Origin of the sequence: uncultured Anaerobiospirillum sp. (assembly GCF_902485895.1) — a bacterium.
In the GTDB taxonomy this organism is placed as follows: Bacteria; Pseudomonadota; Gammaproteobacteria; order Enterobacterales; family Succinivibrionaceae; genus Anaerobiospirillum; species Anaerobiospirillum succiniciproducens.
In genome coordinates, this window is record NZ_CABTML010000010.1 from 1 (window position 1) to 15,923 (window position 15,923).

The following is a 15,923-nucleotide window of genomic DNA, read 5'->3' on the forward strand; positions in this document are numbered from 1 at the left end:
TGTCCGAGTGGCTGAAGGAGCACGCCTGGAAAGCGTGTATACGGTCATCCCGTATCGGGGGTTCGAATCCCCCTCTCACCGCCATTACGAAAGCAGCATTAAGCTGCTTTTTTCGTTTATGGGCTCCCTATTTTTCAACCGGCTTTAAGGCGTCCCCTGTTTTCCCCAGCAACTCAATGGCCTAGTTGTTCATTGCTCATCCTCTTTTGAGCAATTCATGTCTAGCTACCCTATTTTGTGTTGCTTAGCTCAGCTTGTCCCAAGGCAAATTCGCAAGTCATTCCTATTGTTTATGCTGCCCAGCTCTTTTAGGCTGGTCACGCCATTTGATGCGTATCTGCAGCTATTGGGCATATCCAATGTTGTGAGGCTCGCCTTCAACTTGATTAGCTGCAGCTATGGTGAGTGAGGGTATTGATCTTTCGTGTTGGGATGCGCTGCTTGCGAGCGAGCATTGACCTTTTGTTTGGTTAGATGATCTGTTAAGGCTTAGCGTCGTGCTCTATGCATTAATGTCGCTGACGTTGCGCTTGGTTCAACTCTAGAGTGATAGTTAGTACGGCTCTGCTGTGATCTTATTTAGGGCATATGCCATAGTCTTTGTGCAATTATCTTAACTAAACCACGTGCAAGATGAGATCTAGATGCTGTTATGAGCAATTCAATGGGGTATAATCACGCCCCTCGTGTTAAGGTGCTCGGTGTTTTTGATGCCGTGCTTGGTAACGATAGCTGCTTGCTTGTACCCTCGCTTCGTGCATCAAACACGATGGAGTTGATCTCAACTTAACATTTGCGCTGTTGCGTAGCTAGGCTTTGCTGCCTTAATACTGCACAACAGGTGTTCATTTAGCGCCTGAATCTGTGCAATTAACTCTACGCTGCATATACATGTTACATTGAGCAACCGTAGATTATTGCTGCAAAGATATGCGAGCTTGCTTTGCAGCCTTGATGCGCTTGAGAGCTTATATCTTTGGTGCTTATCTGCATTCGAGCTTATATGCTTTAGCGTCTATTTGCATTTAACCAAAGCTGTATAACTACAGCTTATTATTGGCTTGCTTGTTTGAAGTGGCAGGTCTTATTGCCCTGCTTTTACTTGGTATGTCGTATAAGACAAATGCAGCCGCATAAAGGTAGGATTGACCTTGGGTCACCACCCTTTAGTCGTTGCATAGTGTTGTGAATTTAGCCTGGTTTATCCGTCTTATGAATAAGTTTTCATCTATGTCCACTGGTGTGCTGCTGGCGCTACTGACCTCGTCAGTCTTTGCCTCTGACTTTGCTGAGTCAGATGAGAACTTATCTGGCCATGATAACCCACGTTCAATTAGTGACAGCACTAAAAAGGTTGGTGGCAAGAAATTAGCCGATGCCACTGGCATTCGTGCCTCTGGTGCCATTGCCATGAATCGTTGCTCCCACACTATTGATCTAAGCCTAAATGAGGCAGCAGCCAATCCTAAACCTGCACCTAATCCTGCATCACCAAGTACTGCACCAATGGCTCGTTCTCTTGTTGATTCAAAGAACCTCAAGCCATCAGTGTTTCAACCACAAAACGCCTCTAAGGTAGTGGTGTCCTTTGATTATCCGCATGAGTTTAATGAAAGCTACATTATGGCTGGTGACTCAACCGTGATTAGCTATAGCTCTGAAGATAGCAACTTACTCATCACTCTCAAACTCACCCCAATGCACGACCTTGCTCTTGGTTATGAAGAGTTTAAGCGTAATATCATTTCTCGCTTTAGCGACAAGGATAAGATGCTCTATGGTGAGTATGAGGTGTTATCAGAGGTCAAAAACACTAAAGAAGCACTCAAGCGTGCTCAAAAAGACTCAAGCATGAGTCCAGTATCTGAAGATGATGACTATATGGAACTGAGTATCCGTGCCTTCTTAAAGAAAGGCGAGGATGGGATCTATCCAGATATGCAAAACTTCTTCTATGAGCGCAATATCATCAGCCATAACTATATTGCCACCTTAAGCTGCGAGTTGCAGGGTCGTCAGAGCAGTGTCTCTATTGTAAAAGACCAGTTTGAATCTTTAAGCCCACTGTGCGAGCGTATTATCAACTCCTACAGCTTCAATTTCGTACAGTAAGCCCTAGTCTCAATCTCTTCTCTAAAGCTAACTGCTTGGCAACTCAAGCCATGGCAGTTGGCTAAGTCTCTCCCTACCTTTTTAGCCTTTGTATCCCTATCTAGCAGAATCTTTAGCAGTATTGTGCCCTTTGACTGACAGGGGCTAGAGTGGCTGCATATCTGTAAGCTGCATAAGTTGGGTCATGTGCTCCTGACACCTCCCATGGGCAGGCCCAGTGGGTTTTTCGCCCCCTATCTTTATAACATGATGCTAGTGATAAGCCACTGTGTTCGTCGTTCTCATATTGGACGTAAGTGGGTGCGCTGTCTTTTTTGGCGCAAGATGGATGAAGCGCTGCTAGGAGCAGTGCTTGTCATTGATGGTAGTTGCTGTACTTAGGCAGGATGAGGAACGACCTGCCTGCACGAACTCCTTATGTTCTACCAGTTGTTACCCCGGCATTGTTTTTTTCATCGTGCAGTACCTTAGAAACAGCGGTCTAAGGGTATATGACAAAAGTCACAGCAGGTTCGTACAGCTGAGTATTTCAGAAAAGGTCTAGCGACTACGCCAAGTTCAAATAAGTCGCTATGGTTCTGAAACTATTGTCATTCTAGGCAAGATGAAAGAATTTTTCAAACCCTAACATGCACTATTTTGCTGAGCTTGTGACATTGGTTTGCGTTTTCTTGTGATTACTAATCTAGTAACGCTAAGCCATGGTGCATTTTTACCAAACATAATATATGGATTAATTATTCAAAAGCTAAAATATTGCACATTTGTGCTTGTGCGGTAGCTGGGCATATTCTATGAGTGCCGTTATATCTTTGCAGTTGAGCGAGCTGGTTGGTTGGTTGGATAACTTTGCTTGTACAAGTTAACCCTGTGGCGCAATTAAGACTTTGGAGCAATTTGAAGCAATACGCAGCCGGACCCTTTGCTTTAGCCGTGAGTGCAGATGTTTGTGTCGTGATTTGCAGCTTTGCTCACACTCTTTGTGTATCTGAGGTTTGACTATCTGATAGACTAAATTAAATCATACTCTCTGCTTAAGGGCTACGATCTATGAGAAAGAAAGGTTCATTTTTAACTGCTGCAGCTGTAGCTGCCGCCCTATTGTGCTCAAATACTGCCCTAGCAGATCGCTATGTGCCTACAGCAGAGGATTTAAAGACTCAGTTCTATCTTCATATTCCTTTTAACCAAGGCCCTGACTTTATGGTCAAAGAGCTTATGCGCGATAGCTTCTATGTAGTTACTAAGAGCCCCAAAAATATCAAGCTCAAACGCGACGTGAAGGGCGGCGATGTCTACATCAGTATCGACATTAGTAAGGCCAATAAGGTATGGCATGTTAAGTACATGGCCACCAAAGAGAGCTATCACAGCATCGAAGAGGGCAAGCTAAGATTTGAGCAGCTGTGTAAGGACACTGCCAATAAAAATTACAGCTTATTTAAGGGCCCTGAGTTCTCACAAGACAAGAGTCTTGCCCAAGAGTTAAATGCAGGCAAAGTCTTTAGCTGTCACTTTCTCAAGACTGCTACTGAAAAAGACCTAAAGGCTATGGAAGAAGCTGTGGCCCGTGAAGCGCCTGAGATAATGGAAAGACCAGGCTTTATGGAGCAAATCCGTGCTGAGCATAGTTTCCGCCTCTCCAAACATGGTCTATCTTGGTCATTGAATGGCAACTCCCATATGGCCAAAGTAATCCTCGATTTAGTCGATTACGACCTAATGGACAAGTAATTGACCAGCGCCATATGGACAAGTCGTAACTAGCAACTACGGATAAGTCGTAACAAGAACCATATGGACTGGCAGTAACTATAAGCAGATGAATAAGTCGTAACTAGAAGTTACTTTACAGCAACAAATCAGCTAGGCAATAGCGCCTGTCACACAGCCTCGAAATTCTGATTCCATTAGAGCACTTAGCCTACGCACTAATATGAGGCAATATGTTAAGTTTACGTTAAGCTAAGTTGAATCTATGCAACTAAGCTTAGAATTAAATATCCATTACTACCAACATAACTAGCAGTCTTAGTGCTTTATGGTGAACTTATCGATTGAACAATGCGCAAAATAACGCGATTTATGCCTTTATTTTGAGCATATTTACAAGCAATAGTAATGGTTTAGCTGTGTTTAGCTTCTCGTTCACCACTCATACAAGCCTATAAAGAGGCTGCCTTGATTCATATAGGAAACACATGTCACTTAGTGTTGAAACTAGCGGATCGTCTTCAGTAAACACCCATATTGGTTTGGAGACCGAAACTCTTATCATCTTCGGCGCAGTCGCTTTGTTTGGTCTGTTTGTTGATATCTGGGCCCACAGAAAAGACAAGCCTATTGCACTTAAATCAGCTATTGCATGGACCTTATTTTGGATCACCATCTCCATGTGTTTCGCTGGCTACCTCTACTATCACTTCAATGCAGAAGTAGCATCCCTCTTCCTTGCTGGCTACCTCTTCGAGCAAGCCTTATCTGTAGATAACCTCTTTGTGATGATGGCGATCTTTGCCTGGTTTAAAGTACCAGAACAATACTGCCACCGTGTGCTCTACTGGGGTGTTTTAGGTGCGATCTTCTTCCGTCTCCTCTTCGTAGTTATCGGTTCTGCTCTCTTTGCCTTAGGCCCTGCAGTTGAAGTGGTCTTTGCTCTGTTAGTTGCAGCCTCCGGTATCATGATGCTGCGTAAAAAGGAAGATGACGATGAAGAGCACGCTGACTACAGCAACCACATCGCCTTCCGTGCAGTGCGTCTGTTCTTCCCTGTATTCCCTCGTTTAGTTGGCCACAACTTCTTCATCAACAAGGCTCATGCTATGGCAGAGCTTGAGAAGCCTGAGAACAAGGGTATTGAGCTTAAGAAGGTTGGTGCTGTATTTGCCACCCCACTGTTCTTATGCTTAGCAGTTATCGAAACCACCGACGTTATGTTCGCTTTTGACTCTGTACCAGCTGTTATTGCTGTGTCTAGAGAGCCTCTCATTGTTTACTCTGCAATGATCTTCGCGGTAATGGGTCTGCGTTCTATGTACTTCGTGCTTGATGCTATGAGACAGTACTTAGTTCACCTTGAAAAGGCTGTTACTGTTCTGCTCTTCTTCATCGCCTTCAAGCTTGCTGCCTCTGCCTCCTTACACTTAACTGGCTTTGGCTACGATATCGATGTGTACACCTCACTTATCGTGATCGCAGTGATCTTAGGTATTGGCATCATCTCATCTTTCATCTTCCCTGCTAAGAAAAAGGATCAAGCTAAAGAAGCTGCAGTTGCAGTAGCTGCTGAAGCTCAGACCTCCACTGAGGCAAAAGAGACTGACTCAAACGAGGCTAAATAGTAATAGCCCTGCACAAGAGACCATCTCTTAAGCACTTTAAACGGCACCACGCTTAGCAATAAGTTTGGTGCCGTTTTGCATTCCACTGCTAAAAAAACACACCACATCCACTGTAACTGTCTTAGCGCCTTTTCTCACCTTATCCCCATAGAGTGATAGGCACATATCCCCATATAGCATATAGAACGCTGCAAGCGCTGCAGCTGCCTAAGCAAAGTACAGATGACACAACCGCATAAGCCGCAGGCAAGAAAAGCTCCAGGCACGCGTGCTTCAGCCACCCTCACAGTCAATGCCATAGCGACAGCTATATACAAAGACGTCAAGGCTCTTCATCCTCAAAATGCTCTCCATCCTCAAAAATGCTCTCCAACCTTAAATATGCTCTCATTCCCATAAGCAGCATGGCTGGCACACGCAAATATCCATCTACAGGTCGTACTCTTATTGAGGTGTCTTGCTCTAAGGTTTAGTCCCAAGGGTTTAGCAGCTTAAGGGTAGTGGCTCCGTATCCTGATGCACATAAGCTTAAGCAGCGACCTTAGTGCTAGTGCTTGGTTCTTGGTGCTCGTGATGAGCTGTGAGTGCGGGCGCTAATGATGCAAAAGCTACAAGGTTTAACTAGATACTTGCACCTGAGAATCGACATCACTACAATAGGCTATCACTCTGTTGATGTGTACATGGGAACTACTCATAGGATCATGCCTTGAGTACGTACTTTAGTATTACAGCGACGCAGGGACTAATCAGCAGAAGATTGCTATAACGTTAACAATTAACGTAACTTACTTGGGGTGCCTTACTCATGCCTCAAGTATTCGTGATTACGCAGCACGAAGCTAAAAAGAATTAATCTCAAGCATAAGCCGCATCAATCGCAGCTCTTAGCACACTCCCTCCTTTGCGCTTTGCCGCTCACTTAATCAGCTTACATGTATATTGCCTATATACGTGGTCTATGGCTATGTATTTGAGGGTCAGTCATATACATATGACTAAAGCTATAGCTGTGAGCACTAGTCTTATGCCTAGATTCTTTTATTCTTGTAGCTCTCATAGGCACATGCCTAGCTGCCATATTTAAGCACTTAAGTCTCTTGAGGCTATGTGCTTTTTAAAAAGCAATCTTACTATCTGACATGGCCCTGTGTGACGCCTTAGAAAGGTTTAAAAGATGGCTAAAAAGTCTCGCGCTGAGAAGTTTGCTGAGCGTGCTGCAGCTGAGGCAGCTGCTGCTCAGGACTCAGCATCCAAGCATATGAGTAAATACGCGCTCAAGAAGATTGCACAGCAAAACGCCGAGCGCTCTGGTACTGTCTACATGTCAGCTGGCGCCAAGGCCAAGGAAGCTGAGGACTTAGCTGCAGAACAGGCTAAGATCCGCGCTCTGACAGAAGATCCAGATTTAATTGAGCACGATCTGCCTGCAACTGACCGCTCTTATGCCAATGTTGCCAAGGCAGCCATGGAAGGTGCCAACCTCATTGAAACTCCACAAAAGGGTACCCCTGTAGAGATTAACTACGAGGGCAAGACCGTCACCGTTTACTTACGTCCCGGTGAGACCGATGTACCTGAGAAGATTTTAGTTGAGCGTTATAAGAAAGAGTTACGTAGAAAGGCCATTCGTGAGGTGCGCAAGCAAACCATGGCCCGTATGCGTAAAGCTGGCACCGTGCGTGGTAAAGGCTCTAAGACCCGTGTGGTTATTCCTAAGAAGCTCGAACTTGAACGCCAGATAATTGAGACCTTTGGTGTCGAAACTCGCGACCGTCTGCCTGATCTTTACGATCCACAAGAGCGTCTATCTAGCACCTATAAGCACAATCAGCTAGGTCAGATGCTCATGACCCCTCTCAAGCGCTTCTTACCTCCTGTTGTTGGTAGAGATCCATTAGCTGCTTATCTTGATAAGTGGGCTAATAAGATCGATACCCAAGGTATCTTTGCTGATGCTTTTGCCAAGATTAAGCACATTCGTCGTCATGAGGATGGTTTTGCTCGTGTAGGCCTGATTGCATTTTTAAAGTTTGTAGAAGGCATTTCTAAGAACACCATCATTGATGACTATGCTTTTGATCAGCATCTGTACATTAAGCGCCGTGAAGTAACCTCTTTTATCAATACCATGAAAGAGCCTGCTTTACGCTGGGCTAAGCAACGTCACAAGTACGAAAATAACTACGCCTTTGTATACTTTGACACTTACCCAATTCATATCAAGCTCGGTAAGAGACGTACTATCTGTATTCAGCTCTTACTTAGCATCGGCGTTACCTTAGATGGTCGCAAAGATCTCTTAGCTGCTATTCCTGATCTGACTTCAGGTCGTTTAACTGTTGTCTTCTGGGAGAAGATCTTAGAGAACTTCAAGAACTTAGGCATGCAAAACATCTGTTTTGTAGTTGCCTCTGCTCGTTGCCGCTACTTAGATTTAGCCGTTAACAACATCTTCCCTGAAGCTACTATGCACTACAACCTCCAAGAGGTACTGCAGCTGGATAGCTACGCTTTAGAAGCTCCACATCGTAAGGAGTTTATGGCCGATGTTGCTAAGCTCCTTGAGTGCGAGAATTTTGATCTGGCCCGTGAGCAATTGTCCGCACTGCGCGACAAGTGGGAACCACTCATGGAAGATAGTCATGTTATCTTGCAAGGTAACATTGAGTATTTAAGAGTACACACCCTCTTATCTAATTTAGAGCGTCGTGTCTTTAGCTCACAAAAGACTGTCTCCTCAGCTGCTTCTCTGCTTTTAGGCTTAAAGGCATCCGATGACTTCTTCTCAGATAACGCTGAGATCATTGTTTATATCTTCTATCGCTATCTGTTAATTGCTAAGCCATACTGGTTTGAGCATCAAGATGAGGCTGTAAATAACCTTACCTACTCTCGCATCTTCACTACTCTGCGCCAATGCGACGTACCAGGTGCGATTTTGCTCAACCGTCTCCTTGGTGAACAGCATGAGAGCTTTATGCTGCGTCACTTTGGCTCCTTTGGTAATGGCCCTGTCTTTAACCTCAACCCTGCTCGTAAGCGTATTTCCTTATCAGGTCATATTGATAACAATACCTACGCTCAGCAAGAGGCTGACGGCAGCAAGACTAATGCTATTGGCAGTGCTCCTGACTACATCAGCGCAGCTTTAAGCTCTAACGATGTTGAGACACAAGCCACTGAGACAGAGGATGCTGCTAATACAGATACAGCTCAGGCAAATGAGGCTGTAGCTACAGACACTGCAGTTGCATCAGAAACAAGCAAGGAAGCTCCTGCACTCTTAAGCCCTGCTGAGAAGGCTCTGCAGTCCATTAGCAATTACGAGCGTAAGTACAATGCCTTTGCACAAGAGCAAACTGATAACAGCGAGTTAAGCTCCTCTTTAACCTTACTCTCTTCAACACAAAGTGCAGTTATTCCTTATGAGAATAACTTTGTAAATCCTTTCTCATCAGCTGCAGCTAACAGCATGCAGTCATTAAAGGCTAAGACTGCAAGCACAAAGAGTACGAGCGATGAAGATGCAAACACTGTCGATGAGCACAGCTCCACTGTACCATCACGCTTAGCTCAGGCTGTCTTTAAGGAGAATCGTGTTATCTTCTCTGGTTCCTTTAATGGCTTAGATCTTAGCGCTCTAAATGAGTATGCTCAGATTTGCCCATTAAATCTGATCTCAGGCAGCTTATCTCCACTGTCTAACACTATTGATGGCACCTTCGGCTTTACCTCAGTGGCAGTACGTCCTGAGATGCACAAGGTGCACAAGTCATCAGCTGTTAGAGAGGCTCTGTCATTTGAGTTTAATGCTGCATCAAAGGCAGCAGCTGAGGCAAAGGTTGCAGCAGCTAAGGCTGAAAAGGCAGCAAAGATTGCCGCTAAGGAAGAGGCTCAAAACTTTGGTGTTCAGGTAGTAAGCGCTACCCTTCTCGATAAGGACAGCGGCGAGAGCGTGAATGAGCTTATCGAAGAGAGCAAGACCCTGAAGCTTGATGTAAAGCAAGAGAAGACAAGTCAAGGTAAAGCAGCTTCAACTAACAAAGCCAAGCATACAGCCGATACAGACAATAAGACCACTGATGCTGCCTCTTATGAGCGTGTTTACACTGAAACCACTCATGATGAGTTTGCTATTGCCAAGGTGGCACAGAACAATGATGTGGCTGTCTCATACTCTGTAGACGATGACAATGGCAGCGGCGAGGCTATTCGTCCTGATGAGACTTTAAGATCTCAAGACGATTACGAAGAGTTTAAGAACGTTAAGTCCAATATTCAGACTGCCAATACCGTTTTAGGTATGCTGCGTCCATCAGTTGCACGAGCTCTGCGCGATGATCGTATTGAACTTAAGAAAGCCGAACGCGAGGTAATCTACGAGTGCTTAGGTGAAGATTTTGATTTTGCCAAGATCGAAAACGTAGCCCACACGATCACGCCTATCTTCCGTACAACCATGCACGCCAAGAATATCGAAAGACGTAATAAGCGTGCTGAGGAGAAGAAGCTTGCCCGTAAAGAGCCACGTCGTCGTGCTCACTTAAACTACCTCAAGCGTAAGGCTAAAAAGGAGGCTATCGCCAAGGACGAGGCCCGTTTTGGACCATACTCATCTGATGCCTTAATCCCTGTTAATACCGTTAAGGATTCAGCCCCTAAGAGCAATGTTTTAAGCAACTCTAGCTTCGGCGCTGAGGTTAAGAACATTGATTCTATCGTCAAGGATACCGGCGGCTTTGATGCAAACCGTGTGATTGCCAAGACTGACTTTAGCTCAGGTTCTCCAGCTACCAAGGTACAGTTATCTGCAGCTGAACGTAACCTCACTGCTAGTGCTAAGGATATGTTTACCCTGCTTGATAAGTTTGACCCAAATGAAGGTCAGATTGGTTCTCTTACTTTAAATACCACTACGGCAGCTACTCAGACCACCTCAGGACTAAACATCACTTCTCTTGCTCAGGAAGTTGCCGAGCTTAACATCTCATCTGCGGCTGCAAGCAAGGCTAAGAGCACTCGCACTAGCCGTGCTAAGAAGTCTGATCTTAGCTCTGAGATCGTCAATGTGGTTGCAGATGCCATTGATAGCGGTGATGCTCAAGCTGCCAACACTGATGATGAGGCACAAAAGAAGCGTCCTCGTGCGCGTCGTGCTATCAAGCCTTCAGTAAAGGCAACTGTTGCCGCGATTGAAGCTGATGTTAAGCGTAAGCAGGCACAAAAGGCTAAGGCCTTAGAGAACGATGGCAGCATCGCGTTAAAGAACGCTGCTAAAGTATCAGCTAAGGACCTTAACTTAGATGCCGAATCTACCTTAAACATCACTCCAGTTGCTGATGCTGAGGTTCAGGTGGTACCAGCTCCACTGCGTAACCGCATCTACGAGGAGTTCAACATGACTCCTGGCATCAAGACTGAAAAGCCACAGCGCGTTAACTTAAAGAAGACCAAAAAGTCCACCACCAAGTAACGGCAAAAACTGAATAATCACCTCACGCAGCCCTCTTTGGCAGCGCACCAAAGGCCTCTATCGATGTTATATGCAACGATTTGAGGCCTTTTTCACTCCCGCCCTACTCCCCAATCCCTTCAATAAAACGCAAAAACCAAAACCGCTATTTTCCGCAAAAAGGTTTTTCTCGCGAAAATATTTGTATTATGTTTTGTAAAAAGCTTTACTTCATTCAACATTCAACAACAGAGTACTACCCCCTTCAGCATACGTTTTAAAACTCTCACCTCACGGCACATAATCCTATATACACTCAACAGAGTGACAACTGTTGCCGCACATATTGTCAATTTCCACTTTTAGCATTACAAGCTGATTTACAGGCCAAATGATAGCTAGATCCTACCCAATTCTGGTATCTAGAAAGTCATAGTGCAAGATAGCTGATGAATATCAGCTTTTAAGAGATTAGCAAGCACAAGCCTCGTAAGCCTAAACATTCAGTTGTAAATCATTCGATCGTGTAGTTGTATTTAGGCACAGGTGTTGCAAATGCCATAGTAAACAAGGATCAATCCTTGCCGACTATGATTATGCAGTGTTAACTCGATCAAGTTTGAAACTGCAAGATCATCAGTTTTGTCCTTTAAGACCACATCGCCTATCAGGCATGATGGCAGGATATGAGAAAAATACTATGGCTTTATACGTTAATACCAACGTTAGCTCCATCAACGCTCAGCGTAAGCTTGCTAACTCTACCTTAGCCCTGAACACCTCCTACCAGAGACTGTCCTCAGGTCTTCGTATCAACAGCTCCAAGGACGATGCTGCTGGTCTTCAGATCTCCGATCGTTTAACTGCCCAGATTAATGGCCTCAACCAAGGCAACCGTAACGCTAACGACGGTATTGCCTTAGCTCAGACCATCGAAGGTGCTCTCGACGAGACCACCAACATGCTGCAGCGTATCCGTACCCTCGCTGTCCAGGCAGCTAACGGTACCAATACCCGCAAAGATCGCCAAGCACTTCAAGAAGAAGTAAAGTCACTCTGTGAGGAAATCACCCGTATCGGCTATAAGACCACATTCGCGGGCGCACACGTCCTAGTCAGCCAAGGCGCAAAGTTTGGCGGTAATGGCTTATCTGGCGGTAATAATCCTGCAGACAACCTTAAAGACAAAGATGGTGCCTACTTCTTCCAGGTTGGTGCCAATGCCCAAGACATGATTAAGCTGACCACAAAGGAAGGCTTCCACATGAAGGGCATCATGGATATGGTTAAGAATGACGGCCTTGTTAATAACATTAAATTCACTACTGGCACTCCAGCACAATTGTCAAAAGCTGGCGATCAAGGTGAGTTTGGTCTTTTCTGTTCAGACGCTACAAAGCCATCCGGTGCATATTGGGCAGTAATCACTCCTTCAGCAGCTCAGAAAACACTTCAGTACATTGATAACTTCATCCAGGCTGTTGATTCTAAGCGTGCGGCCCTAGGCGCAATCCAAAATCGTATGGAAAGCACCATCCGCAACCAGAGCTCTATTTCTGAGAATGAATCTGATGCACGCAGCCGTATCCGCGATACCGACTTTGCATCTGAGACTGCAGCATTAACTCAGAACCAGATTATCCAGCAGGCCTCTCAGACCATTCTGACTCAGGCCAATCAGCGTCCTACTGTTGCCCTTAACCTCTTAGGCGGCAGATAGTCACAGATTTTGTAGTATTTCTCATATCTTTAAGGCCGCTTATCCCCTTTGCGGCCTTATTTAAAGCAGACAGTTTATTCGTAAGTGGCAAAACTGCCCTTTACGAATACATTGATTGCATGATGCAAGGTGGAGATTGTGCTTGTATAGCTCTCTCTGCTAAGACAGATACAAGGAGAGAATTATGGCTTTATACGTTAACACTAACGTTAGCTCGATCAACGCACAGCGTAAACTCGCTAACTCTACTCTTGCACTGAACACCTCATATCAAAGACTCTCATCAGGTCTTCGCATCAACAGCTCTAAAGACGACGCCGCTGGCCTGCAGATCTCTGATCGCTTGACTGCCCAGATTAACGGCCTCAACCAGGGCAACCGTAACGCAAACGACGGTATTGCCTTAGCTCAGACCATCGAAGGTGCTCTCGACGAGACCACCAACATGCTCCAGCGTATCCGTACCCTCGCTGTCCAGGCTGCTAACGGTACCAACACCGCCAAGGATCGTCAGGCCCTCCAAGAGGAAGTTGACTCCCTTTGTGCAGAAATTGTTCGTATTGGTGAAAAAACCACATTTGCTGGTGCACCTATATTAATGAGTAAAGGCACAGCAAATGGCTTAAAAGACACCAACGGTAACTACTTCTTCCAGGTTGGTGCCAATGCCAACGACAAGATCGAACTTACACTTGTTAATGGTTTCCATATGAAAGGCATTGCATCAATGAATAGCTTTGATCCTAACAAAATGAAGCTTGACAAAATGTCTAAAGCTGGTGGTACAGACAATTATGGTCTTTATATGTCAGATACTAACAAGTACTCTGCTTTAAGATGGGTTGTTGCTTTCCCTAGTTGTGCACAAAAGACCCTCGAGAACATCGACAAATTCATTGAACAGGTTGATTCTAAGCGTGCGGCCCTAGGCGCAATCCAAAATCGTATGGAAAGTACCATCCGCAACCAGAGCTCTATTGCTGAGAATGAGTCTGATGCACGCAGCCGTATCCGTGATACCGATTTTGCATCTGAGACAGCAGCTTTAACTCAGAACCAGATTATCCAGCAAGCCTCTCAGACTATTCTGTCGCAGGCCAACCAGCGTCCTACTGTTGCTCTTAACCTGTTAGGCGGTTAATAGGTCGCAAACCGTTTTCGAATCTCTCATATCGGCTAAGGCTGCCTCTTTGGAGGTGGCCTTATTTAAGAAGAGATTCACAGCAGACAGTTTATTCGTAAGCAGCATTACGTGTTTTTTTACGAATACATTGATTGCATAAAGCAAGGTGGAGATTGTGCTTGTATGGCTCTCTCTGCTAAGACAGATACAAGGAGAGAATTATGGCTTTATACGTTAATACTAACGTTAGCTCGATCAACGCACAGCGTAAACTCGCTAACTCTACTCTTGCACTGAACACCTCATATCAAAGACTCTCTAGCGGTCTTCGCATCAACAGCTCCAAAGACGACGCTGCTGGTCTGCAGATCTCCGATCGCTTAACAGCCCAGATAAATGGCTTAAATCAGGGAAATCGTAACGCTAACGACGGTATTGCCTTAGCTCAAACCATTGAAGGTGCCTTAGACGAGACCACCAACATGCTGCAGCGTATCCGTACTCTTGCAGTACAGGCTGCTAACGGTACCAATACCGCTAAAGATCGTCAGGCTCTCCAAGAGGAAGTTAACTCCTTATCCGAAGAAATTACACGTATTGCAAAGAAGACCACCTTTGCTGGCGCTCTTGTCCTTGATGGTGGTGGCACTAACACCTTAATGCGTGAAGTCGCAGGTCAGCAAGGTGCAGGTCCTAAAAAGTATGAGTACTTCTTCCAGGTTGGAGCCAACTCAAAGGACGAAATCACACTTCAGTGTGGTGCATTTACTTTACAAGCTATGGCAACTGACATCAGCGTAAGTAAATTTAAAGCACTCTCAAATGGCCAAGACATTGGTAACAACCTATCTGCTGCTGGTCTCTCGAAGAACGCTCAAACTAATGAAATGCGTTGGTTAGTAAAAGATCCACAGGCTGCACAAAGCACCCTTAACATGATCGATAACTTCATCCAACACGTGGATTCTAAGCGTGCGGCCCTAGGCGCAATCCAAAATCGTATGGAAAGCACCATCCGCAATCAGAGCTCTATTGCTGAGAACGAGTCTGATGCTCGCAGCCGTATCCGCGATACCGACTTTGCTTCTGAGACTGCAGCTTTAACCCAGAACCAGATTATCCAACAGGCCTCTCAGACAATTCTGACCCAGGCTAACCAGCGTCCAACTGTTGCTCTTAATCTTTTAGGCGGCAGATAGAATCAGTTTCGTAATCTCTCATATCTCTAAGGCCGCTTTTCTCTCCTTTTGCGGCCTTATTTAGAGAGATTGTTCGTCAGAGAGTCCATTTGTAAGTGCCAGCATATTCTGTTGCTTACAAATATGCTTTCACAGTTTAGTTTGTAGTGCGAGCGGCTTAGCGTGGCAGCCTACATAATTACTGATATGAGATAACGATTATGGCTTTATACGTCAATACAAACGTAAGCTCGATTAACGCTCAGCGTAAGCTTGCAAACTCTACCTTAGCTCTGAACACTTCCTATCAGCGTTTATCATCAGGTCTTCGTATCAACAGCTCCAAGGATGACGCTGCTGGTCTTCAGATCTCCGATCGTTTAACAGCCCAGATAAATGGCTTAAATCAAGGCAACCGCAACGCAAATGACGGTATTGCCCTAGCTCAGACCATCGAAGGTGCTCTCGACGAGACCACCAACATGCTGCAGCGTATCCGTACATTAGCTGTCCAGGCAGCCAACGGTACTAACACTGCAAAAGACCGTAAAGCACTCCAAGAGGAAGTTGATGCTCTCTGCGCTGAAATCATCCGTATCGGCGAAAAGACCACTTTCGCTGGCGCTCCTGTTTTAATGAGTAAAGGCACAGCAAATGGCTTAAAAGACACTAACGGTAACTACTTCTTCCAGGTTGGTGCCAATGCCAATGACAAGATCGAGCTTACACTTGTTAATGGCTTCCATATGAAAGGCATTACATCCATGCTTAAAGACATGGGTACCAATATCGCACCTGACAAGATTCAAGTCGACAAAATGTCTAAAGCTGGTCAAAATGATAGATTCGGCCTGTACATGTCAGGTAATGATAAATGGTCTGCTTTAAGATGGGTTGTGGCATTTCCAAGTTGCGCACAGAAAACTTTAGAGAACATCGATAAGTTCATTGAAGCAGTAGATTCTAAGCGTGCGGCCCTAGGCGCAATCCAAAA

At 45.2% G+C, this 15,923-nt stretch carries 8 protein-coding genes; all 8 read left to right on the plus strand.

The genetic code is table 11. The features are described 5' to 3' along the window. Positions 1-1,212: 1,212 nt before the first annotated feature. Complete coding sequence (locus RDO37_RS00960; RefSeq protein WP_308497802.1) at positions 1,213-2,112, plus strand: hypothetical protein; 900 nt, start codon at positions 1,213-1,215, stop codon at positions 2,110-2,112. Positions 2,113-3,162: 1,050 nt separating this feature from the next. Then, complete coding sequence (locus RDO37_RS00965) at positions 3,163-3,846, plus strand: hypothetical protein (protein ID WP_308497803.1); 684 nt, start codon at positions 3,163-3,165, stop codon at positions 3,844-3,846. A 467-nt stretch (positions 3,847-4,313) separates the two neighbouring features. After that, positions 4,314-5,453: a TerC/Alx family metal homeostasis membrane protein gene (locus RDO37_RS00970; protein WP_308497804.1), complete on the plus strand. Its 1,140-nt coding sequence runs from the start codon at positions 4,314-4,316 to the stop codon at positions 5,451-5,453. A 1,177-nt stretch (positions 5,454-6,630) separates the two neighbouring features. Beyond that, entirely contained in the window at positions 6,631-10,929 is a 4,299-nt protein-coding gene (locus RDO37_RS00975) for a hypothetical protein (protein ID WP_308497805.1), read from the plus strand. 679 nt (positions 10,930-11,608) lie between these two features. Then, positions 11,609-12,628: a flagellin gene (locus tag RDO37_RS00980; protein WP_308497806.1), complete on the plus strand. Its 1,020-nt coding sequence runs from the start codon at positions 11,609-11,611 to the stop codon at positions 12,626-12,628. Positions 12,629-12,812: 184 nt separating this feature from the next. Beyond that, positions 12,813-13,769 carry a flagellin gene (locus RDO37_RS00985; RefSeq protein WP_308497807.1) on the plus strand — a complete coding sequence of 319 codons (957 nt, stop codon included), beginning with the start codon at positions 12,813-12,815 and terminating at the stop codon, positions 13,767-13,769. 203 nt (positions 13,770-13,972) lie between these two features. Then, the gene (locus tag RDO37_RS00990) at positions 13,973-14,950 is read left to right on the plus strand and encodes a flagellin (protein WP_308497808.1); all 978 of its coding nucleotides are present in this window, start codon (positions 13,973-13,975) and stop codon (positions 14,948-14,950) included. A 200-nt stretch (positions 14,951-15,150) separates the two neighbouring features. Next, a partial coding sequence (locus RDO37_RS00995) for a flagellin (RefSeq protein WP_308497809.1) occupies positions 15,151-15,923 on the plus strand: 773 nt, incomplete at its 3' end.

Bases quoted from the DNA above. Each gene is read 5' to 3' on its own strand.
- RDO37_RS00960 (WP_308497802.1), top strand. From the start codon at position 1,213: ATGAATAAGTTTTCATCTATGTCCACTGGTGTGCTGCTGGCGCTACTG.
- RDO37_RS00965 (WP_308497803.1), top strand. From the start codon at position 3,163: ATGAGAAAGAAAGGTTCATTTTTAACTGCTGCAGCTGTAGCTGCCGCC.
- RDO37_RS00970 (WP_308497804.1), top strand. From the start codon at position 4,314: ATGTCACTTAGTGTTGAAACTAGCGGATCGTCTTCAGTAAACACCCAT.
- RDO37_RS00975 (WP_308497805.1), top strand. From the start codon at position 6,631: ATGGCTAAAAAGTCTCGCGCTGAGAAGTTTGCTGAGCGTGCTGCAGCT.
- RDO37_RS00980 (WP_308497806.1), top strand. From the start codon at position 11,609: ATGGCTTTATACGTTAATACCAACGTTAGCTCCATCAACGCTCAGCGT.
- RDO37_RS00985 (WP_308497807.1), top strand. From the start codon at position 12,813: ATGGCTTTATACGTTAACACTAACGTTAGCTCGATCAACGCACAGCGT.
- RDO37_RS00990 (WP_308497808.1), top strand. From the start codon at position 13,973: ATGGCTTTATACGTTAATACTAACGTTAGCTCGATCAACGCACAGCGT.